The sequence below is a fragment of the Novosphingobium sp. 9 genome (assembly GCF_025340265.1).
GTDB lineage: Bacteria > Pseudomonadota > Alphaproteobacteria > Sphingomonadales > Sphingomonadaceae > Novosphingobium.
The window spans coordinates 422057-444841 of the sequence record NZ_CP022708.1 but is presented as its reverse complement, the minus strand read 5'-3'; the positions used below and the strand labels follow the sequence as shown (position 1 = coordinate 444841).

General features: G+C 61.9%; 18 protein-coding genes and 1 pseudogene. 8 read left to right on the top strand and 11 right to left on the bottom strand.

Features of this window, described 5'->3' with window-relative positions; genetic code table 11:
- Positions 1-208 precede the first annotated feature (208 nt).
- The 4 genes from CI805_RS16720 to CI805_RS16705 all read right to left on the bottom strand — a co-directional run bounded on the left by CI805_RS16720 (position 209) and on the right by CI805_RS16705 (position 4645).
- Complete coding sequence (locus CI805_RS16720) at positions 209-1417, bottom strand: ABC transporter substrate-binding protein (protein ID WP_260929365.1); 1209 nt, start codon at positions 1415-1417, stop codon at positions 209-211.
- Entirely contained in the window at positions 1417-1995 is a 579-nt protein-coding gene (locus CI805_RS16715; RefSeq protein WP_260929363.1) for an ANTAR domain-containing response regulator, read from the bottom strand. The genes CI805_RS16720 and CI805_RS16715 overlap by 1 nt, the downstream gene beginning before the upstream one ends.
- 132 nt (positions 1996-2127) lie before the next feature.
- Positions 2128-2757 (bottom strand): HPP family protein, encoded by a 630-nt coding sequence (locus tag CI805_RS16710; protein ID WP_260929361.1) that lies wholly within the window; start codon positions 2755-2757, stop codon positions 2128-2130.
- An 88-nt stretch (positions 2758-2845) separates the two neighbouring features.
- Positions 2846-4645, bottom strand: coding sequence for a chloride channel protein (locus CI805_RS16705; protein WP_260929359.1), 1800 nt, complete (start codon positions 4643-4645; stop codon positions 2846-2848).
- Positions 4646-4692: 47 nt separating this feature from the next.
- Between CI805_RS16705 and CI805_RS16700 the strand changes: the two genes are divergently transcribed.
- Positions 4693-5118, top strand: coding sequence for a MarR family winged helix-turn-helix transcriptional regulator (locus CI805_RS16700; RefSeq protein ID WP_260929357.1), 426 nt, complete (start codon positions 4693-4695; stop codon positions 5116-5118).
- 342 nt (positions 5119-5460) lie between these two features.
- Here the strand turns inward: CI805_RS16700 and CI805_RS16695 are convergent.
- Both CI805_RS16695 and CI805_RS16690 read right to left on the bottom strand, forming a co-directional pair.
- A protein-coding gene (locus CI805_RS16695) for an IS5 family transposase (protein WP_260929355.1) occupies positions 5461-6242 on the bottom strand; the annotation gives its coding sequence in 2 pieces (ribosomal slippage) (positions 5461-5918 and positions 5918-6242; 783 coding nt in all).
- 398 nt (positions 6243-6640) lie between these two features.
- Positions 6641-7096 (bottom strand): DNA cytosine methyltransferase, encoded by a 456-nt coding sequence (locus CI805_RS16690; RefSeq protein ID WP_260929352.1) that lies wholly within the window; start codon positions 7094-7096, stop codon positions 6641-6643.
- Between the two features lie 980 nt (positions 7097-8076).
- Between CI805_RS16690 and CI805_RS16685 the strand changes: the two genes are divergently transcribed.
- The gene (locus tag CI805_RS16685) at positions 8077-9420 is read left to right on the top strand and encodes a site-specific DNA-methyltransferase (protein WP_260929350.1); all 1344 of its coding nucleotides are present in this window, start codon (positions 8077-8079) and stop codon (positions 9418-9420) included.
- Complete coding sequence (locus tag CI805_RS16680; protein WP_260929348.1) at positions 9417-9908, top strand: DUF5681 domain-containing protein; 492 nt, start codon at positions 9417-9419, stop codon at positions 9906-9908. Before CI805_RS16685 ends, CI805_RS16680 begins: the two co-directional genes overlap by 4 nt.
- On the opposite strand, the gene CI805_RS16675 is transcribed toward CI805_RS16680, so the two are convergent.
- Positions 9905-10153 carry a multiprotein-bridging factor 1 family protein gene (locus tag CI805_RS16675; RefSeq protein WP_260929346.1) on the bottom strand — a complete coding sequence of 83 codons (249 nt, stop codon included), beginning with the start codon at positions 10151-10153 and terminating at the stop codon, positions 9905-9907. The two genes, CI805_RS16680 and CI805_RS16675, sit on opposite strands and share 4 nt — an antisense overlap.
- A gap of 94 nt (positions 10154-10247) precedes the next feature.
- On the opposite strand from CI805_RS16675, the gene CI805_RS16670 reads away from it, so the two are divergent.
- Positions 10248-11159: a hypothetical protein gene (locus CI805_RS16670; protein ID WP_260929344.1), complete on the top strand. Its 912-nt coding sequence runs from the start codon at positions 10248-10250 to the stop codon at positions 11157-11159.
- A gap of 244 nt (positions 11160-11403) precedes the next feature.
- Here CI805_RS16670 and CI805_RS16665 read toward each other — a convergent pair.
- From CI805_RS16665 to CI805_RS16650, 4 genes and pseudogenes are all read right to left on the bottom strand, one after another.
- Positions 11404-14459, bottom strand: a pseudogene (locus CI805_RS16665) (efflux RND transporter permease subunit).
- The gene (locus tag CI805_RS16660; RefSeq protein ID WP_260929342.1) at positions 14459-15505 is read right to left on the bottom strand and encodes an efflux RND transporter periplasmic adaptor subunit; all 1047 of its coding nucleotides are present in this window, start codon (positions 15503-15505) and stop codon (positions 14459-14461) included. The pseudogene CI805_RS16665 and the gene CI805_RS16660 overlap by 1 nt, the downstream one beginning before the upstream one ends.
- Positions 15502-15858 carry a hypothetical protein gene (locus tag CI805_RS16655; protein WP_260929340.1) on the bottom strand — a complete coding sequence of 119 codons (357 nt, stop codon included), beginning with the start codon at positions 15856-15858 and terminating at the stop codon, positions 15502-15504. Before CI805_RS16655 ends, CI805_RS16660 begins: the two co-directional genes overlap by 4 nt.
- Before the next feature lie 62 nt (positions 15859-15920).
- On the bottom strand, positions 15921-16715 hold the full coding sequence (locus CI805_RS16650) for a TolC family protein (RefSeq protein ID WP_260929338.1): 795 nt from the start codon (positions 16713-16715) through the stop codon (positions 15921-15923).
- Positions 16716-17072: 357 nt separating this feature from the next.
- Here CI805_RS16650 and CI805_RS16645 point away from each other — a divergent pair, with 357 nt between their 5' ends.
- From CI805_RS16645 to CI805_RS16630, 4 genes are all read left to right on the top strand, one after another.
- Positions 17073-17747, top strand: coding sequence for a response regulator transcription factor (locus tag CI805_RS16645; RefSeq protein WP_260929336.1), 675 nt, complete (start codon positions 17073-17075; stop codon positions 17745-17747).
- Positions 17719-19131: an ATP-binding protein gene (locus tag CI805_RS16640; RefSeq protein WP_260929335.1), complete on the top strand. Its 1413-nt coding sequence runs from the start codon at positions 17719-17721 to the stop codon at positions 19129-19131. Before CI805_RS16645 ends, CI805_RS16640 begins: the two co-directional genes overlap by 29 nt.
- A 241-nt stretch (positions 19132-19372) precedes the next feature.
- Complete coding sequence (locus CI805_RS16635; protein WP_260929333.1) at positions 19373-20392, top strand: endonuclease/exonuclease/phosphatase family protein; 1020 nt, start codon at positions 19373-19375, stop codon at positions 20390-20392.
- A gap of 318 nt (positions 20393-20710) precedes the next feature.
- Entirely contained in the window at positions 20711-22768 is a 2058-nt protein-coding gene (locus CI805_RS16630; RefSeq protein ID WP_260929331.1) for a TonB-dependent siderophore receptor, read from the top strand.
- Positions 22769-22785 lie beyond the last annotated feature (17 nt).

The window sequence follows — 22785 nt, the reverse complement described above, 5'->3', positions numbered from 1 at the left end:
GCCCGGTCAGCGGCTTTGCTGCGAATTTCGGTGAGGACGGCGTCCCGCCTTTGGGACAGCCTATCCGATATGAGCGCGCATCATCGCGCGACGTTTCTATAGTCCCGCGATTCACCACATCTGACAAGACGTAAAATTGCTTGTCTTTTCAGTGTGGTGGCATTTTCAGGTTTGGCCTGTTGCTGCGACGCAAAACCCGCCGGGCGACCTACCCGGCGAACCCGGCAAGGTAGTCCTCGATCCTCTCCGGATCGAAGATGCGCCCATCGAAGAACCGGTCGGGGCCAAGCATGAGATCGCCCTTGTGCGACCCTACTGGCAGAGGCATGTCGACCGCCCCTTCCAGCTTCATGCTCGCGCCCGGCATCGGCAGGTCGCTACCGGCAAGCGCGCGGCGGTAGATGTCGGGACGGAATACCGCTGCCGCCTGCCGCGCTGTCACGGCGGAAGGCTTCACCATGTTCCAGCGCACCAGCTGGGAGTATATCCACAACGCCTGGCTGCGCCACGGGAACGGCGTCGCCTCGCGCGAGAACAGCACGAAATCGGGACTGGCCACCGCCGTGTCGCCCACGCGCGGGACGATCGTGCCGGTCAGCGCGCGCAGGATCAGGTCGGAAGGCTGGCCGACGTAGCGGGGGTCGGCCAGGATGTCGGCCAGCGCCTCACGGTTCTGCGGTTCGTCGCACCACACGGCCGCACGCGCGAGCGCGCGCAGCAGGCGATCGGTGGTATCGGGGTTTTCCTCAAGCCAGGGCTCGCGGAAGGCCAACACTTTCTCGACTCCGCGCTGCCAGATGCGCTGGCCGATCGCCACCGCTTCCGCCCGGCCGGATTCGATGGCAGCGCTTCCCCAGGGTTCGCCCGCGATGAAGCCGTCGATCTCGCCTGCATGGATCGCCTCCACCGTCAGCGAGGGCGGCAGCACGCGCAGCACCACGTCGCGGTCGGGATCGACACCCGCACTGGCCAGCCAGTAGCGCAGCATCAGCGCGTGGCTGGAGAAGCGATGGACAACGCCGATGATCGGCTTTCTGTGCCACAGCCCGATAGCGGCGGCGAAGTCGTGTGCGGTGCCGAGCGGATCGACCAGCCGCGCGGCGGGATCGGGAGCCAGCGCGGCGGCAAAGTCCTTCGCCATGACCAGCATGTTCCCGTTGACGCCCAGCTTGAACGGTGTCGCCAGCGCGGCCGGCTGCTGGCTGAGGCCCAACGTTACCGCCACCGCCAGCGGCGCGAGCATATGCGCGGCCTGCACCTGCCCGTAAACCAGCCGGTCGCGCAGCGTCGCCCAACTCGTCGTGCGAACGAGATCGAGCGCAAGGCCCTCCTCCTCGGCAAACCCGCGTTCGCGCGCGGCAGCGAGTACCGCAACGTCGTTGAGCGGCAGGAAGGCGATGCGAAGGTTGGTTGTCATTATACCCCTCCCAGCAGGTCACTGGCGGTGATCAGCGCCTGCGCCACGTCAACGATCTTCTTGCCCTGGTTCATCGCGGTCGAGCGCAGTAGCGAATAGGCATCCTGCTCAGACAAGGCACGCTGGTTCATGAGAATGGATTTCGCGCGATCGATCACCTTGCGATCGGCAAGCGCGGTGCGCGCCTCCTCAAGCTCCGTCTGCATGCGCGAAAAGGCGTTGAAGCGGCGCACCGCCAGTTCCAGCACCGGCTTCACCCGCTCCTTGCGCAACCCATCCACCACATAGGCGGATACGCCCGCGTCGATCGCAGCACCAATCATCGCCTCATCGGACTGATCCACGAACATCGCGATCGGCCGCGCCAACGCCCGGCTGACGGTAAGCATTTCCTCCAGAGTGTCGCGGCTCGGGCTGCCAAGATCCATCAGCACGACATCGGGCGCCATGCGCTCCAGCCGAGCAACGAAGGCACCACGCGGCGGCACGATATGAATATCGTCATAGCCCGAATCGCGCAGGCCTTCCTCAAGCACCGTCGCGCGCAAACCGCTGTCGTCGATGATGACAATGCGCATGAATGCCCCTTCGGCGTTTATTTGCAGCAGATTTTTATTGGGCGTCAACGGCTGCGGAGAATATATCAGGAGGCAGTTCCCCATCGGCGGAAATGCCTGCTCGCTAAAAGATGGAATGGGCCTTTCGGCATGTCAGGGGCATTCGACGTGCTCAGATATGCCGATAGCGCTTTGCTCGGTTAAGACGGACATTCTTGAAAGCAATTCCTTGAATAGCATTTCCAGGTCATCGCGTCCGACATCAATGATCTCTCCATAGTCAGCGAGCACGCCATCGATCATGTCCGAATCAAGACGGACCGGCATGGCGGACACATGGGCATGAGCAAGCTGATGCGCCCGATGCGGATAGGATGTCCCGGTGAGGCTGTTGTAGGCCATGGCGACCCCCACCAGCACTACAGAGTTCAGCATCACGGGCACCAGGACGAAACCGTATCCCAGACTGAGGACATGCGGGCCGCCCAGAACAGCGGTCAATGCGACAGCTCCGCTCGGCGGATGGATACAACGAAGCCACGACATGGCGACAAAGGCCACGCCCAATGCCACGGCGGCCGCAATGAGTTGGGAGGGAATGCAGAGCGCTGCCGTCACGCCTATCAACGCCGCCAGCGCGTTGCCGCCGATGATCGACCATGGCTGCGCCAACGGGCTTGCAGGCACGCCAAAGAGCAGAACGGCCGATGCTCCCATCGGGGCGATCAGCAGAGGCGCGGCATTGATGTCGCCAAGGCCCCATGAGCAGATCAGCCCCGTCAAGGCGATGCCTGCGCCCCCCCAATACTCGCCCTAAGTCGCTCGGATATGCCACCAGAGGATTTGGGTGGGAGCAAATCATGCAGGGCCTTCATGAACTCTTCCTCGGCTGGGCAGTTCGGACGAAGCTGCGTCGCTCTCGATCTTCGCGGTGCGCATGCAGACGAACCCGCAAAAGGTCGCAGCGCGCGACAATACCGATCACCACACCCGTCCGGGCATCGACCACCGGCACCCGACCGACATCATCCGCGATCATCAGGTCAGCAAGAACCGTGACCGGCATGTCAGGCGTGACCAGCAGCAGGCCCCGATCCGATTGTCGTTCGGCAAGGGTGACGTCATCGCTCACAGTCTCGCTGCTCCAGCGCAGGACATCCGATCGGGACACGATGCCGATCGGCCGCCCGTCCTCACCGATGATGGGATAGCTGCGATGCGCGTGGGGGAGAGCAAAGTGCTCCAGAGCCCGGAAAACGGGCATGTTGCCAGGCAAGGTGTCGGGCAAAGGCGTCATGATGCCACCGACACAGGCGATTGCCCAAGGGTCGATGGCCATTTCCTGCTGAATATGCCGCCCCCTCCGCGCGATCTTTTCGGTCAGAATCGAGCGGCGCAGCACGAGGACAGCTACCGCGTAACTTGCGGCGGCAGCGGCCATGGTGGCAGGCAAGATGTCGAGCCGCCCCGTCAGTTCGATGGCGAATATCGCTCCTGTGAGCGGCGCTCGCATCGCCGCGCTCAGGATGCCGGCCATCCCGACCAGTGCCCATATGCCATTGCTGCCGGGAAGAAGCTGCCCGATCGCAGCGCCTGTCGCACCGCCGATGATCAGCAGAGGCGCCAGGATGCCTCCCGACGTGCCCGACCCCAAGGCAACCAGCCAGACCAGAGCCTTGACAACCAACAGCAGCAGGAGCGCCTGAAGCAGCAACGAACCCGCCAGAAGATCCTGGATGTTGCCATAGCCTGCGCCTAGGACGCGAGGATCGATCAGCCCGCCGATCCCTACCACCACTCCGCCTAGCGCGGGCCACCACATCCAGTGGAGCGGCAGATGGTGGAAGGCGTCCTCGATGCGATAGAGCATGGCGGAAAGTAGCGATGCCACCACGCCCACGATCAGGCCTATCAACACGGCTCCCGCAACGAACCCCGCGATGGCGGGTATGTGTCCGGACAGGGCAAACAGCGGCCCCTGTCCAACCAGCAGCGGTCGCCAGACCAGCGCCGTTACAGCCGAGGTTGCAACCGGCACAAGACTGCGCGGCTTCCATTCGAAAAGCAGCACTTCGACCGCCAGCAGGATGGCGGCCACAGGCGTGCCGAAAATCGCCGTCATCCCCGCCGCAGCCCCGGCCACCAGCAGGGTCTTGCGCTCCGCGGCACTGAGATGAAAACATTGGGCAAACAATGATCCGATCGCGCCGCCCGTCATGATGATCGGGCCTTCGGCGCCAAATGGGCCACCGGTGCCGATGGAGATCGCCGAGGACAACGGCTTGAGCACAGCAACCTTGGGGGACAGGCGACTTTCGCCATAAAGAATTGCCTCGATCGCCTCCGGTATGCCGTGGCCTCGAATTTTGTCCGACCCGAAGCGGGCCATCAAACCGATGGCGATGCTGCCCAGGACCGGCGCGACGACCATCCATGGGCCACGGGTCGCCAAGGCCATATCCGAGGCTTCGGCAGAGACGCGTCCGAACCAGACCAGATTGGTCACCAGCGCAATCAGCTTGATGAGCACCCACGCCGCCAGTGCCCCGCCCGTTCCGGTGACGAGACCTGCCGCCGCAAGCAGGACCATGGTCCTGTCAGCAGTATGATCGGCCATGCGTGGCAGGGGAATGAGTGCAGACATCGTGGCCGGCGGGATCTGTGTGGACATGGTGGGCACCTTGCAGAAAGCGCTGCGCAGATATATCGCACTACGATATGAATCAATCCCCGCATGATCCACCGGAGCCCGACGCGCTCCTCGACACCGACTATCGGCTTCTGGCGGAGTTTCGCTATGCCCTGCGCGCGTTTCTGCATTTCAGTGAGGAGGCCGCTGCTGCGAAAGGGCTGACACCTCAGCAGCATCAGGCATTGCTGGCCATTCGCGGCGCGGGCTCGCCGATGACGGTAGGAGAGCTTGCCGAGCGCCTGATGTTGCGACCGCATAGCGTTACCGGTCTGGTCGACCGCCTCGCGCAGGCAGGCATGATCTTGCGAGTAGCCGACAAAGGCGATCGCCGCCGTGTCGCACTGGCGCTGACGTCCCATGCCGAAGATTTGCTGCACGCGCTGTCTACGGTCCATCAGGCAGAAATACGTCGAATCAAGTCCCTACTCACAAATCTACTGATGCAGTTGTAGCGCGATCAGACTTCGCTGGGGCCGGATTAGATTCATCACTTGAAGCGGGTGCCGCCAGTCAATAACTTTCCAATACCGCTAGCTTTCGGCCTTCTCCCTTGGCGGCCGGGCGAGCCGCCTGGAGCCCTTTACCACCTCGGGCCTCCATCATTGCAATCGACCGCTTATCCGCAAATCGACTTACAACCATCGCACCTAGGCGGCGTGGACAAATTCCACGGCGCCCTCGCGCTGAGCTATGACTGCGGCATTTGCCGAAATCCCGGTTTGATTTAGAATAGCGAGATGCAATTCCGAACGCTCCGCATTGACGTGTCCGCCCGCGTGATCGGGGTGTGGGCACTAGGCGGCGTGGACAAATTTGAGCCAGTATCTAGCGGTGGCGAGATGGACCATGCCGAGGAAGCTGTTGGTAAGCTGGTCGTAGCGGGTGGCGATGGCGCGGTTGATCTTGAGTTGGCCGAACATGCGCTCGATCCGATTGCGCTGTTTGTAGAGCACTCGATCATACTCGATCTTCACACGGCGGTTTGACCGGCCAGGGATGACGGCCTTGATCTTTCGTTCGGCAAGATCGGCGCGGATGGCATCGGCATCGTAGCCTTTATCGGCAAGGAATGCGTCGGGTGCCTGCTCAGGCAGGTCGATTAAATCATCATATGCCTTGCAATCTGCGGCCTCGCCGCCCGTCAGATGGAAGGCGACTGGCCGTCCAAGGGCATCAGCCAGACAGTGAAGTTTACTGGTGAACCCGCCCCGCGAGCGGCCAAGAGCGCGTCGATGAGTCCCCCTTTTCCGCCCGCTGCCGAAACGTGGGCGCGGACTGTGGTGCTGTCGATGCTGTAGTGGCCGCTGTCGGCCATGATCTCGGCCAACGTTACGGCAACGGCCTCCCAGACCCCGGCCTCACTCCACCGCCGGAACCGACGATAGATGGTGTTCCAACTGCCATACTTGGGCGGGACATCGCGCCACGGCGCTCCGCAGCGGAGCCGCCAGAGAATGCCGTTGATGATGGAGCGGTTCTGCTCAGGCGGCCTGCCTCGGCTACGGTTCTCAGGCTCGATTGGCAGCAAGTCCTTCAGAACGCGCCATTCCGCCTCAGTGAGATCACCCCTGCTCAAGCCTGCCTCCAAAAAGCAGTCTTGAATCAGCGACTGGAGGCTACGTCAATCTGGTCTCTTTGTGTCGGTGGAATGATACGAAGCGACGCAACGAAATAGCAGGCTGCTGGCACGGTTATGGCCAGAGACAACAAGCCTGCCCGGCCAAAAATCACGCAGCCGCCAAATAGCGGAACGGCTATCGCTGCCAGAGACCAAGGTATCGGGCGACGCAGGATCGCGGCCCCAAACCAGAGGGAAAGGACAGCGGCAGCAATCAAAAAGGGCACAGAGAATGTAACTATCACAATGATGAGAGAGCCAAACATCAGACCGGGCAGCGCGAGCGCTAGTGCCCACACCCCGATCACGCGGGCGGACACGTCAATGCGGAGCGTTCGGAATTGCATCTCGCTATTCTAAATCAAACCGGGATTTCGGCAAATGCCGCAGTCATAGCTCAGCGCGAGGGCGCCGTGGAATTTGTCCACGCCGCCTACATACTTCGGCCTCCATGCCTCCGCATAAACGGCCGTGCGTTCGACGAGGTGGTTGCGGGCATCATCCCGTACATGGTTGCGCGATTGCTTCTGACTAAAGCCAGTACAGGGCGCACAGGAGATGAGTAGGTCAACATCGTTCGGCTCGAACCCAAAGTGGTCGGCGACGTCCTCAGGAGGTGTGACGGCAAGGTCGGCCGATAATGGCCGGAGCCCTAGGTTCGCCTCGTAAGTGTCGTTGCAAGCCGTTGCGCCAACTGGATGACTGGGCTTCGCCCCCTCAAGGTCTACGGCACCGATCGGCGTGAAGCGCCCCGTGCGGGCAAATCCAGTGGACATCCCGCCACCGCACGAAAACAGATCAACGAACTTCAATTCCCTACCTCAACGATCAGCGGTGAGCCTCTACCACCTATACCGTAAGCGAACAATTCGGGAACGAGGAAAGCACCACAGATCAAAGAATTATCGACACCGGAAACGACGTGTGCAGTCTGTCAACCCGACTGTTTTCGGAGCCTATTCGGTGCTCACGCTGGAGAAATAGCCGGAAGCAGCAGCAAAACCACCTTTAAATCGTTGATATAAAACAAAAAGGTGGTGAATGGTGCAGTCCAGCGGCAACCAGTCTCACCTGCAAAAATTCCCTAAATGGCGACTTTATCGAGAATTATCGTGAAAATGGTGATGATCTGGACCGCGCGACAGCACTATTATCGCCAGAAATCATAGCCTTGGCCGGACAATTCCCTATTCCAACTTTAGGGAAATTTTGCGTTCCGTCAGGGAAACGCAAACCCCGCTGCAGGCATCGTGATCTGTGCCGAGGAGAGGACGTGAGACGAAAGAGGAGCCGGAGGCACTACGGCCGAAGCCATAATCCAACCCGAGTTGCCTGCTTCCCCGATCGATGCGCCCTCACCTTGCAGTGATGAGACCAGGCCCTGATGGCCATTGTCCGGTGGTTTCACCCTCTACCTTTAACAGCGAGTCCCCGACTCGATGTGTGTGACGATCAGTCAGCGCTGGCGAGCACTATCACCCTGCCCCAAACGCTCGCTCCTGATCGTACGAAGGCACGTCCTGTGGATAAAATCATTTTCAAAAATAATAATTTCCCTTCCCCATGACGACACCCTTCATAGATCGCGGTGAATGTAACGAATTAGTCACCTGAATGATTTTCTTCAGATACCCGAAGTCAAGTGTATATTTATATGCATGTAATTTGACCGTTTCTGCCATTTTGTCAGGACTTACATGCAGCCAGAGGTGATAAGGGCTTGTTTACACCATAGGCGCAGCAGGCATACGAATGAGGCGGGTCATTATTTCCCGTTTGCTGGAAAGCGTTTATGAAAAATCATTCGACTGCGGTCGTCGCAACAGCGACTTCCGCGCTAATCCCCTATGCCCACAATGCCCGCAAGCATTCCAAAGCGCAGATCAAACAGATCGCCAAGTCGATCGAGCGCTTCGGTTTCACCAACCCCGTTCTCATTTCCGACGACGGCCAGATCGTTGCCGGCCATGGCCGGGTCGAGGCCGCCAAACAGCTCGGCATGAAAACCGTGCCGACGATTACGCTTTCGAACCTCACCGAAGCCGAACGGCGCGCCTATGTTCTGGCGGATAACAAGCTCGCGCTGAATGCGGGCTGGGACAAGGATATGCTGGCCATCGAATTGCAGGGGCTGCTCGACCTCGAGTTCGACCTCGAATATACAGGCTTCAGCCTTGCAGAGATCGACCTGGCGATTGATGCCGCCTGCGAAGCTGATCCCGAAGCACGCGATGCTCCGGAAGATGCGATCCCAACGGTGGCGGAGGAGCCCGTTTCCCGGCACGGTGATATCTGGCTGCTGGGCAGGCATCGCCTTCTCTGCAGCGATGCGCGCTCTCAGGAGGACTTCATCCGGCTGATGGGGGACGAGCGCGCCGATGTCGTGTTCACCGATCCTCCGTACAACGTGAAGGTCGATGGCAACGTCTGCGGCCTTGGCACGGTCAAGCATCGCGAGTTTGCTTTTGCCAGCGGCGAGATGTCGGAGCGCGAGTTTGCAACCTTCCTTGCGATCACTTTGACCAACATGTCCGCCTATATGCGCGATGGCGCGATTGCCTTTGTCTGCATGGACTGGCGCCATATGGGTGAGATGCTGACGGCAGGCCGCATCGCCTTCACCGAACTCAAGAATCTGATCGTGTGGAACAAGACCAACGGCGGCATGGGTACGTTCTACCGCTCCAAGCACGAGCTGATCTTCGCCTTCAAGCACGGCACAACTGCCCACACCAACAGCTTCGGCCTGGGTAACACCGGCCGCTATCGCACCAACGTCTGGGACTATGCCGGCATCAGCTCCATGGGTGCAGAGCGTGACCAGGAACTGGCCATGCACCCGACCGTGAAGCCGGTTGCCCTGATTGCCGATGCCTTGCGGGACTGCTCGCGCCGCGGGGAGATCGTGCTTGATGCTTTCGGTGGTTCAGGCAGCACTCTCATCGCGGCCGAGAAGACCGGGCGCAAGGCGCGCATCATCGAATATGATCCGCTTTATTGCGACACGATCCTACGGCGCTGGCAGGCTCTTACAGGCAAGCGCGCGACTCTCGTGGCTACAGGGCAGACTTTCGAGGATGTCGCGGACGAGCGCGCCGTTCAGGCATGCGTCGACACGAAGGAGATCGCAGCATGAGCGAGCATCCGGCCTCTTTCGGCGATGATGCCGACATCGACGACAGCCAGGACACTCCGCCTGGCCCAGACTACGAAGTGGGCTATGGCAAGCCTCCCGTCCACACGCGCTTCAAACCCGGACAGTCGGGCAACAAAGGTCGCCGCAAAAAGAAGCTGCGCGAGACCAGGAAAGACATCGTACGCCGCATTCGCGATGAAAAGGTGCGCGTTAATGGGAAATGGATCACCGCTTTCGAACTGGCGGTGAGGTCCACGTTCAATCAGACCATCAAGAGCGGTAAACCCAGGGACCTGAAAATGCTGCTGGAGCTGCTGTCGAGCTACAATGCAGGACCTGAAGACGACCCTGAGCCACCGACCCCAGAAGAGGTCGCAGATGCCATTCTGCAGTTCTTTGCCGGCATGCCGCCGCCGCCCGAACCAGTGATGCCGGAAGAGTCATCCTCAGCCTCGGACGATATCTGCGACGCCCCGCAGGCCAATTAAACCGGGCCGAGGCGTTGCCAGATTTTCGCAAGCATTGCTCCGGGCTCTTCGCCCAAAGCGACACAGATATGGCCAAACTCGATCACATCGATGCGGCGCTCACTACGCTCGATTTTCGAGACATAGGATTGAGGCTTGGCCAGTTTCGATGCCAACTGCTCCTGCGTGAGGCCTGCGGCCTGGCGGGCGGCCACGAGGCTTTGGGCGAACAGCTTGTATTCTGGGGTGAAGAGTGTTCCGGCCACGCCACGGTCGCTACAACGAACACCGAAATATCCCATTTTAGGTTATTTTAAACAGATCCGGCCTAACGCCAAAGCTCCATAAAGGAGCAGCCAGATGCCGGCAAATGACGACGTATACAATGTATCATCCTACTCCAACCGCCGCAGATACAGGCCGACCCTGCGTCAGATCTTGCTGTTAATTGTGGCGGGCTTCGTGCTGGTGCGCATCGCCGGAGGGCTGTCAGAAAGCATGCAGGGCTCGCCCGAAGAGCGCGCAGCTCAGTATCCAATACAGCCGGGTCCCACAGCCCGTCAGGACGCCATCGACCTGTATCAGCAGGCTCGCAATATTGCTGAGCCGTGTGATGTCGCTGGAGGGCTTCGCGCGATTGCACAAAAAAGCGAGGATCCCATCTCTATATTCACGCAGGCAAAAAGGGAGGACAGCGCATGTATCCACGTGAATACGAGCCTCAAGGAACTTGTCATTCCCGAAACCCTGGGCCGACGGGTAGCACTGACGTTTGCAAAAGCGCTGAGCCAGTGCGAAACGGCATATCTTTCGCAATGGAGTGTCGCCCACGCACTTGAGGATGCGCTCAAGAGTGGCGGTCAGGTGGAAGATCTCGCTGCCTTGCGCGAAAATACGTCCCTTGCCCAGCTGACCGCTCCAATGTGCTATGCCTCTCTTGCGGATGCCGCTGCGCCCTTGGGTGTCACCAGGCAGGACATTCATGCTCTACCCGCCAGCCTCGATAACATCTTCCAGTCAGACGGCACCCCGCTTCAACAAGATATCGCGCCTCGCCCGCGATCTTCTTCTCCCCGTGTTCAGATGCTGCTCAATCAATGGGACCGGCTCAATGACGAATGTCAGGGAGGATATCACTCACCTTCAGATCCCGTGTGCGCAGCCCGTAACGGGACTGAAGCCCAGCTGACGCACGAAGGATGGTGCTATGGCGGACCAGACGATACTGCGGCTACTCGCGTTTGGGAGCCCTGCACCGAAGCGGGTATGTAGCGATATCTGTAGTTCCAGATTACTTCGCCCGAATCGCCTAATTGTTAGGTTTAGGCTCCGTGAGTAAAATAAAGATGAGCGACCTGTATTGGCTGGGAGGCGAGCAGATGGCGCATATGTTGCCGTAGTTCCCCAAGCGTCTTGGCAAGCACCGAGTTGATGATCAACGGAGTGTTGGGTTGGGTGATATGCATACCTGGCTGCACCCAGTCATCGATGCCGATGGCCGCCCCCGCTCGACGACTTACCCAAAGCCAAAAGAATGCTTCCAACCCTTGAAGTTGGTTATTATAATAACCGGCATCACCATCAGTACCAACGGGTATTGCAACAACAACCCTGCGATGATCGCGATCGCCAGAGGCTGCTGGATGCCTGCACCCGCCCCCACGCTAACGCGAGCGGCAGCAGCGTCAGCACAGCTGCCAGCGTCGTCATCGTAATCGGGCGCTGGCGATGGCGGGCCGCCTCACGCGCCGCCTCGGCCACCGGCATGTGCGCCGCCATCTCCTCGAATTCCGATATGTAGAAAATCGCCATCTCGGTGCCAATGCCGATAATCATCGTCATGCCCATCAGCGCCGTAATGTTGAGATCGACGCCGGACAGCCAAAGCGCCGTAAAAACGGCCGTCGTAGACAGCAACGAGCAGCCGATGATAATGACCGGCAGCCAGAAGCGGCGATAGAGCACCAGCAGCAGAATGAATTCGGCGATCAGCGCTGCACCGAACACCCGCAGCAGTCCGGAAAATGCGATCTGCTGCTGCTGGTAGAGACCACCCATTTCATAGCGGACGCCCGACGCCAGCGTTCCGGGCCGGTCGAGCGCGGCTTTGACATCCGCCACTGCCGCACCAATGCCGCGCCCCTGTATGCGTCCCGTCACCGCGACCATCGGCTCCAGATTCTCGCGCGCGATCTGCGGCTGTCCGGCCACGGGATTGAGGCTGGCCACGCGCGAAAGCGAGAAGAGATGACCGTCACTCGCGCGGATCGGCAGTGTGGCCAGCTCAGTCTGGCTGATCGTTGTGGCATCGGGCAACCGAACGCGCACGTCCACGGTCTTGGCCGCTTCCGGCAGCGAGGTCGCGACAGCGCCAGTCAGTGCATCGGAGAGCTGTGTCTGCACCTCGGCAGGCGTCACACCTTCCATGGCTGCCCGAACCGGATCGACCTGCACATCAATGGCATCCCCGGCCAGCTGAACGCCATCCTTCACCTCGACCACGCCGGATATCGCCGAGATCGTTTTCGCCACCTTCTGGGCCTGCGCCTCCAGCACCGAAGGATCGGACGAAAACAGCTTTACTTCGATCGGCTGGGGAACGGCGGTCAGGTCACCGATGAGATCCTCCATCAGCTGCGCCACTTCCACCTCGACGCCTGGCACTTTCACCGCGACTTCATCGGCCACGGCAGCGGCCAGATCCTCCGTCCGCGTGGCATGGTCCGGCTTGAGTTTAACGAAATAATCGCCGTGGTAGCTCTGCCCGAGATCGCCGCCGAGGCCAGTGCCCAACCGGCGGGAGAAGGTCAGCACCTCGGGATTGGCGCGCAGTATCCGATCGACCTGCGCAATTTCGCGCGAGGACTCGTCGAGCGACGTTCCGGGGCGCGTGTAATAGTCCATCACGAAACCGCCTTCGTCCACGCTGGGCATGAAGCCGGTCGGCACATTCGAATAGCCAATGTAGCCGATCGCAAGCAGGGGCACGAGAATCGCGACCAGCACCCACGGACGGGCACCGAGGCGATCCATCGCCCCATCGTGTGCGTGGGCCAGCCAGCCCTTGCCCGCCACACCCGGATCCTGCCATGTCTCGAAATCGATGAAATTGCGCACCAGGACCGGCACAACGAAAGCGGTCATCGCCCACGAGATCGCAAGGGCAGCGGCCATGGTAATCGACAGCGCCTTGGAAAAGGCGCCGGTCACGCCGGTCAGGAATGCCAGCGGCAGGAACACGATCAGTGTCGCAAGGCTCGATCCTGTCAACGGCACCATGAATTCACGCGCGGCAGGGAATACGGCGTCCTGTCCCAGAACCTTGCCATCCGCGCCAACGGCACCGGCACGGCGGGCGATGTGCTCCACCATCACAATCACGTCGTCGATCAACAAGCCAACCGCCGCCGCGATGCCGCCCAGTGTCATAATGTTGAACGACATGCCTAGAATACTGAGCACAAGAACCGTTGCGGCCAGCGTCGCCGGGACGACCAGCGCCGCGATCAGCGTCACACGCCAACTGCGCAGGAACAGCAGGAGCACGAGGCCCGCCAGAACCAGCCCGATCAGCACGGCATCGCGCACGCTCACGACCGACTGCGTGACCAGTTCGCTCTGATCGTACCAGTTGACCAGCTTCACGCCCGGCGGGAGTTTAAAGGCGGCGAGCTTGGCCTGCACCTCCTGGGCGATGCGCACGGCATTGCCGTCGGGCTGTTCGTAGATGTTGAACAACACCGCCGGGCGGCCGTCCTCGACGATGCGCTGCCATTGCGGCACGCTGCCGTTCTGTACGGTCGCGACATCGCGCACCCGCACCACTCCGGCAGGATCGGACTGAACCACGATATCGCCGACCTTCTGCGCGTCGGTCACGCTGCGATCGACGATCACCAGAGACAGGCGCCCACGATCCTGCACTTGCCCGACTGCGCTGAGCACATTGCCGTCGCGGATCGCCGTGACGAGATCAGCCATCGCCATGTTGTGATCGGCCAGCCGTCGCGGGTCTGCGAGCACCTGGACCTCGGAGGTCTCGCCCCCCTGCACGCCGACCCGTGCCAGCCCCGAAATCGACGAAAGCAACGGCGTGATCTGATACCGCGCCAGATCCTGAAGGGCCGTGGGATCGGCACTGTCCGAAACCAGCGCATAGGAGATGATCGGGAAGACCGTGGGATCCATCCGGCGCACATCGTACTGCGTGCCTGCAGGCAGGCCGGGCAGGATGCGGGCAATGGCGGAATCGACCAGCAACGTGCTCGACACCATATCCCGGCCCCAGCCGAAATCGATGGAGATCTGGGCCGAGCCACGACTGGTCTCGGAACGTACGTCCTGCACGCCGGGCACAGCGCGGATCGCCTCCTCGACCGGTCGGGTTACCGTCAGCGCGGTCTGATCGGCGGGTCGGCTTCCCGCGTCCAGATCGACTACGACGCGCGGAAAAGACACTTGCGGGAACAGGCCGATAGGCAGCGACAGCGCTGCGACGATACCGGCCAGTGCCACGGCCAGCACGACGAGGACCAGCGCGCGGGACTGGCGATCTAGAAACTGCGCGAACATCAGTGGTCTCGCCTCACGGCATCACCGTCATTCACCTGATAGGCACCCTCGACGATGACGGGCCGCGCCGGATCGAGCGCTCCGCGCACCACATCTCCCCGCGGCGAGGAAAGCACGACCGTGACCGGCACGCCGATGGCCTTGCCCGATACGTCCTGAAACACGCGTGCCCCGCCGCCTGTCGTGACCACCGACTGATGCGGTACGATCCACCCCGTCGCATCGCCGGTATGGATTGCCACCTGCATACCCTCGCCCGCCAGCACGCTGCCGGAGGGCGCCGAAATATCGACGTCGATCAGCCGCGTGCGCGGATTGAGCAGATCGTCCACGCGTAGCACCTTGCCGGCAATCCCCGGAGCCTGCTGCTGCCCGGTTGCCGAAGACAAACGCTGCAGGGTGACGGTTGCGCCGGGCCGAACTGCAGCCCGGTCTGCCGGGTCGATGCCCACCGTTACGACGATGCCGCTCGTCCGTGCAAGGGTGACCAGCGGCGCGCCAGGTTGGGTCCGGTCGCCCTGCGATACGCCTAGTGTCGTAACGATCCCGTCGTACGGCGCGCGCAGCACCTGGACCGACTGCCCCGCCCCTTCCGCACCAAGCGCTTTCAGAGCGATGCTGGCGTCCGAAACCGCCTTGTCGGCCTGCACCAGCTGGTCGGCGGTCGCCAGTTGCTGGGCGACGAGCGCGGCCGTGGCGGTGCGTTGCTTGCGCGCCGCAGCCAGTGCATCGACGGCCTGCAGATAGCTGCCTCGTGCGGAAGGCGCGACGGTGAAGGTCACGATAACCTGGCCCGCCTTGACGGCGGAGCCCTGCGTGACCGCCAGCGACGTCACCTGCCCGGGCTGCGCGACGCTCAGCGTCGTCACGCCATTCTGCGCCGGCGTGGCAGTGCCATAGGCGCTGAGCGTGACCGGGAGCGATCCGCGCTGGGCGCGCACTACGGTGATCTGGACGCTGGGCGACGCCGTCGTATCGGGGGCCTCGCCGTGACACCCCGCAAGCAGGGTGAGGATACCGGCCAGGGTCGCTCTGCGAAGGGTCACTTTCCGCCTCCTTTGGCCTGAGAAAGCGCAGGTTCCGCCGGGAGGTCGACAGTCGGCAAACCCGCCCCCACCAAAGTCTGTATGGCGATCTGGCGATCACGCAGTGCCGTTTCCATCGTGATGATGTCCTGTTCCCGAGCGTACATGTTGCCGACAAGATCGAGATAGCCGCGCTCGTCGAGGTGACCGGCTGCGAAGACGACCTGTCCCTTCGCGGCAGCGCTGCGGATCGGCGCAAGATCGCGCCGGGCGACGGCCAGTTGATCGGCCAGCTGGCGGGTTTCGGACAGCATGGCCGCCACTTCGCCCGTGGTCGCGGCAAGCCTTGCGGCATATTCCGCATGAAGCTGCACCCGCGTAGCCCGCGCGATGGCGATCGCGCCCTGCCCGTGATCGAAGATCGGCAGGCCCAGCGTTACGTTCGGGCCGCCATTGATGACTTTGGCGTTATCGCTGGCGACGCTCCCCCGAACACCAGATCGGGAAATTGCGAGAGAATCGCCTGACGGACGTTTTCGTCGGCAGCGGCATAGCCCAGACGCAGCGCGAGCAGATCCGGCCTGCGGTTCACAAGGTCAGGCAGGCCCGCCTCGATGGCGGCCGGATCGAAAGGCGGCAGGGTCACGTCGGAAGACAGGTTCAGAACGACATCCGGGTGAAGGCCGAGCAGCGCATTGAGCTGATGCCGTAGTGATAGCTGGTTCTGCGCCAGCGTATCGAGCGCGGTCCGCGCGGCCTGCAACGCCACCCGTTCGGGCGCCACGGTCGCCAGCGTGACGGTTCGCGCCGTCAGTGCCCGGTCCAAGCGCGCGTTGCGATCCTTGAGCAAGGCGTAATAGTCCGCTGTCAGCGGATGCAGCCGCTCGCCCATGATGATATCGCTGGTCAACTGGCGCGCCCTGCCTGCGACCTGCCACTCCTGCCAGACGACGTCGGCTGCGACCTGCCCCTCGCTGTCATGAGCAGCCCGTTGCCGCGACTTGTAGGTCACCAGCGCCTTGATATCCTGCGACAGGCCGATGTTCCAGGCAGGGACGGTGCCCTGCCCCGACAGCAGCGGCAGGAGCGCGGCGGATAGCGAGGGATTGGGCAATAGCGACGCCTGACGGGCCTGCCCCGCCGCCACAGCACTGCGGGCTCGGATGGCTTGCAAGTCCGGATTGTTGGCCAGTGCCAGCGCCACGATCGCATCCACCGTCAGCGGACCCAAGTGTGGTTGTTGAACCGGCAAGTCAGCGATCGAGGGAGCCAGCGCCGCCGCACCCGGCAGCGGCAGGGGGTATACTGGGCGCAGCCTGTCACCAGCGACGCGTAGGCGCACATCGCAATAACACCCGCGACCGGCCGGATGCCAGTCCCTCGGCGAAACACGGCGACCGGCATCTGCGGTCCGCACAGGGTGGCAATCGTCATTCCACAGACACACCTTCATAGCGAAACGTCTGTGATCCTACCCGAACGAAGTTTCGCTAAAGGTGACGGCAAGATTGGGAATTCCCAACTTGCCCCCCCGCAACGTTTGTGCCCCTAGTGGCCCTTTGCAGACCCAAGCTCACGGAATTGTCCGATGAAGATCCTCCTCCTTGAGGACGATGTTGCACTCCGCACGCATGTCGAGCGTGCCATGATGGCGGCAGGGCATGTCGTCGACACTAGCTCGACCGGGCCGGATGCGCTGTTCCTCGCTACCAGCAACGCCTACGATGTGCTCGTGCTGGACAGGATGGTTCCCGGGCTAGACGGCCTCAGTATCATGAAAGCGCTGCGTGTCGCGCAGGACCGCACCCCGGTGCTGCTGCTCACCGCGATGGACGGGATCGAAGACCGCGTGGAAGGGCTGGAAGCCGGTGCCGACGACTACCTCGTCAAGCCTTTTGCGGTCACCGAGCTGATCGCGCGTATCAATGCCCTGATGCGCCGCCCGCCGATCTCGGAGACGACAACGGTGCTGAGGGTCGGCGATCTTGAAATGCACCTGATCCGCCGCTCGGTAACGCGCGCGGGCCGCAAGGTCGAGCTTCAGGCGCAGGAGTTCAAGCTGCTGGAATACCTTGTTCGCCATGCCGGAGAGCTGGTGACGCGCACGATGTTGCTGGAAAATGTCTGGTCGTTCCATTTCGACCCGCAGAGCAACATCATCGAGAGCCACATGAGCCGCCTGCGCGCCAAAGTGGACCGTGGCTTCGAGCGCGAGCTGATCCAGACGGTACGCGGTGCCGGATACCGCATCGATGCCGGCTAAGCCGCTTCACCGCAGTGTCCTGCGCAGCGGGACGTTCCGCTTCGTCCTACTGTTCACGGCCATATTCGCAATCGGCTCGATGCTCGTGCTGTTCACCGTCCAGCGGCAGATCCACGGTTATGCCGATGCCGCGACGGAAAGCACCCTGAACGGTGAGGCGCGGATTCTGACCTCGGAGTATCGAGCTCTGGGCCTCGGCGGGCTGAAAGATGCGATCGCCCGCCATTCCTATGGCCATGATCCCCAGTTCCGGTTTCGCCTGATGGAGGCCGACGGCCAGCTTCTTGCCGGGAACCTGCCCTCCACCGTCATGGTGCAAGGGCCCGGAAAACTGAACGTGCGCGAGCCCCGCCCTGACGCGCAGGGAATCCATATCGAAACCTTCCGCACGCTGGGCGTCACCCTGCCGGACGGACGCCACCTCGTGATCGGCACCGACACGTTCGACGTGCACGAAATGATGGAGCGACTGAACCGGTTCACACTAGCCTGCGGCATCGGCATCACCCTTTTCGCGCTGGTGGGCGGATACTTCGTCGGCAGCCTGTTCGTACGGCGATTGCATGGCGTGAACAGCGCCGTGAACCAGATCATGGCGGGGGCCCTGCACGAACGCCTGCCAACCATCGGGATGGGGCCCGAGTTCGATGAACTGTCGCACAATCTCAACCGCATGCTCGATCGCATCCAGGGCCTGATGGAGGGACTGAGGCAGGTCTCCACCGACATCGCCCACGATATGCGCACGCCGCTCACCCGCTTGCGGCAACAGCTGGAAGCGCTGCGCGGGCTGAACGAGGTCGAAGCTTACGAGGCGGGTGTCAGCGTATCGCTGGAGCAGATCGATGCCATTCTCGGCATTTTCCGCGCGCTGCTGCGGATCGGCTCGCTGGAAGGCGGGGTCGGCCGCACGCGCTTCACCACAGTGGACCTCAGCGAAATGATCACACGCGTCGGCGCCGCTTACGAACCTGTGGTCGAGGATTCCGGCAGAGTGCTGAACCAGCAGATCACCCCCGGCCTTCTGGGGATCGGAGATGGGGAACTGCTCGCCCAGGCCGTGACGAACCTGATCGAGAACGCGATGACCCACACGCCTGTCGGTACGGAAATCATCCTCAAGCTTTCCGGCGACGCGTACGGCGCACGGATTGTCGTTGCCGATAACGGCCCCGGCATCCCGACCTCGGAGCGGGCCAAGGTGCTGGAGCGCTTCTATCGGCTGGATGCCAGCCGCAGCACGCCGGGATCGGGGCTCGGGCTGGCACTCGCCCATGCCATTGCAACACTGCATCATACCGAGATCGGCCTGGCGGATAACGCTCCCGGGCTGGCCATCGGCTTCACACTGCCGCCACGAGATGACGGCCCGTCGATAGGGTGAGCCCACGTCCCGCTTTGACCTCATGATGCCATCTTGGGTTGATAGAGGCAGCCCGTCACTCCGCTGCGGGGGACACAGCAGGTACCGCGACGATCGACAACAGCAAGGTGCAAGACGCCACGCCGCAGCCCGAACCGCATGGCTACCCCCAGACATGCGGAAGCGGGACTTCGGCGATGTCTTGTCGGTAACGAAATCCGGAGTTGCAGATGTGGCCCTAAATCGCTTTCTAGCCGTAGCGATGTTGACCGGCATCATCGCGCTGATGCCGCTGCACCCTTCCCCTGCGGAAGTGATGCCCGCGTTCTCGATAGCTCCGGCCTCAGACAATCCGGACGAAAATTCCGGCACCCTGACGGTGATGACCTACAACGTAAAAGGCCTGCCATCGCCGATCGCTTTCGGGCGCCCCGCCGCGCTGGCGGAGATCGGCCGCCGTCTGGCCGGCCTTCGCAGTCTCGGCAAGCAACCGCACATTATCGCCTTGCAGGAAGCCTTCACCCCCGATGCCAAGGCCATCGCCGCGCGTGCGGGGTATCGTTACGTCGTGTTCGGGCCTGACGCCGATGCTGCTGCACCGCTCACCATTACAGGCTCTCTTGGCGGCAAGGTCAGGGCACTGACCACGCAGGCGTCATGGTCGAAGGGCGAAACGGAAGGGAAGTGGCTGGATAGCGGCTTGGTCATCATGTCGGACTACCCGATTATCCACACGCGCAAGATCGCCTATTCCTCGAATGTCTGCGCAGGCTACGATTGCCTTGCCGCCAAGGGCGTGCTTGTCGCTTGGGTTCAGGTTCCGGGATCGCGGCAACCCATCGCCATCGCCGACACGCATCTCAATTCGCGCCATGCCTCGGGTGTAGCGGAGGCGCGGGCGAACCTGGCCTATGCCCTGCAGATCGGGGAAGCACAACGTTTCCTCGCTAAAGCCGTATCGCCCCATACGAACCTGATCCTCGCCGGCGATTTCAACATCGGGCATGACGATACCCGTATCCAGACCGCAAGGCAGGCCTTCGACAATGCCTCCGATATGCAGGACGCCACCGCATCGGCAGAACGGCAGAGCCCCGCCTCGGCCGACATCATGGCCGTGCTGGAACACGCCAAGGACAAGCAGTTCTATCGCGCCGGTGTGGGACGGAACCTGCGCTTCATCGACATGCATGTTCCCTTCGGAAAGGCCAATGGCGGCGAAACGCTGTCCGACCATTTGGGCTTCGTCACCTCTTATGCGCTGAACCAGCCTTCAGCGTGAGCAACCGCCGCTCGCGGCCAGTCCTGCTCCCCATACGCACCCCAACATTAAAAATAAACAATTTGCGACTGACTATCAGTATCTCCTAGGAGCCGCTCCTGATCTGCCTCCGACACCACGGATCCGAGGCACGGGTATGGTCCCCATCGTCCAGACGATGCGGCCATACCTTCCACAGGAGGGCATCCCATTCGTACTTTGTTGCTTTCGTCCTGCCTTGTCGCCCCGGCGCTTGGTCTCGTCACGCCTGCCATCGCACAAGACAACCGGAGCAGGGACAGGACGCCGGCAGATACAGCCGCTAACGCCGATGAAATCGTGGTCACCGGCCGCGCGGCACCTGTCGCGAAAGGGGCGGACGATCGCTATCAACCCACCCCCGATGCCTCGACGCTGCGCAGTACCGCGCCGATGCTGGAGGTGCCGCAGGCGGTAAACATCGTCTCGGCGCAGATCCTTCGCGACCAGCGCCCGCGTTACCTCGACGATTCTCTCGCGAACGTGAGCGGCATCACTCAGGGCAACACGCTAGCCGGTACGCAGGATACGATCATGAAGCGCGGGTTCGGCGGCAATCGCGACGGCTCGATCATGCACAACGGCATGCCGCTGGTGCAGGGTCGCGGCTTCAATGCGGCCGCGCAGAGCGTCGAAGTGCTCAAGGGCCCCTCCTCGCTGCTGTATGGCATCATGGACCCCGGCGGCGTCATCAATATCGTCAGCAAGAAGCCGGAACTGTCGGCACACACCAGCGTCTCGGTGGCAGGCTCGACCTATGCCCACGCCCGCAACGGGTATGACCTGACGCTCGACACCACGGCACCGATCGGCAGCACCGGCCTTGCCTATCGCCTCGTCGTCGATCACGTCGACGAGGACTACTGGCGCAATTTCGGCAAACATCGCGAGACGTTGATCGCGCCGTCGCTGGCCTATTACGGCGACAATACCAAGATCGTCGTATGGTACGAATATCGCGATTACCTCACCCCGTTCGATCGCGGTACGGCGCTTGACCCAGATACCAAAAAGCCGCTCGATATTCCCAAGACCCGGCGCCTCGACGAACCGTTCAACAACATGTGGGGCAAGACGCATCTGGCGCAAACGTCGATCGACCAGCAGCTGGGTAACGGCTGGGCCGCGCACGTCAGCCTGAGCTTCAACTCGGAAACCTACGACGCCAACCAGTTGCGTGTGACCGGCGTGAACACCACGACCGGCACCCTGACCCGCAGCGACGACGCTACGCACGGAGCACTCAGCACCGACTATTACGGCACCGCCTATATCGACGGGCATGTCGATCTTCTCGGCATGCGCCATGATCTGCAGATCGGCGTCGAGGCGGAATCGCGCAAGATCTACCGCAAGGATCTGCTCCGCCAGAAGACCACCAGCACGTTCAGCTATCTCGATCCCGTCTACGGGCAGGAAGAGGCGTCCAGCACGGTATCGGCAAGCGACAGCGACCAGACCGACAAGCTGCACAACTATTCGGTGTTCGCGCAGGATTCCATCCACGTAACCGACAAGCTGATCGCGATTGCGGGTGGGCGCGGGCTCAACTGGAACCAGATCGCAGGACGCGGACGCCCATTCAACACCAACACCGACACGGGCGATACCGTGATCCTGCCCCGCGCCGGGCTGGTCTACAAATGGAGCCCGGTCTTTTCGCTCTATGCCAGCTATAGCCAGTCGCTGAAGCCCGCCTCTACGATCGCCCCGTTGACGGCAGGGGTCGTGCTCGATTCCGGATTTGCGCCCGAACGCGCCCGATCCTGGGAGGCTGGCGCCAAGCTCGATATTCCCGGTGGAATTTCCGGCACACTCGCGGTCTACGACATCCACAAGCGCAATGTGCTCGTCTCCCAATACAACGACGCTACCCAGCTGACCGACTACCGGACGGCAGGCGCGGCGCGCGCGCGCGGCGTGGAACTGGACCTTGCGGGTCAGGTGACCTCGCGGCTCAGCGCCATCGGCAGCTTCGCCTACCTCGACGGCAAGATCACGCAGGATCCGGACTATGCGGGGAACAAGCTGTGGAACGCGGCCAAGTTCACCGGCTCGCTTTCCGCCGTTTATGACGCAGGAGCGATTCTAGGACAGGACAAGCTGCGGTTCGGCGGTGGGCCCCACTATGTCGGAAGGCGCGCAGGCGATTCCGCCAACAGCTTCTTCCTGCCCTCCTATATCACCGCAGATGCTTTCGCGACGTATGAGACCCGCCTTGCCCGCCGCAATGTGACGTTCCAGTTCAACGTGAAGAACATCTTCGACAAGCTGTATTATCCCTCCAGCGTGAACACCTATTTCGTATCGGTGGGCGATACCCGCCAGTTCTCGCTGCGCGCCACTGTGGACCTTTAAGCCCATGCTCAAATCCG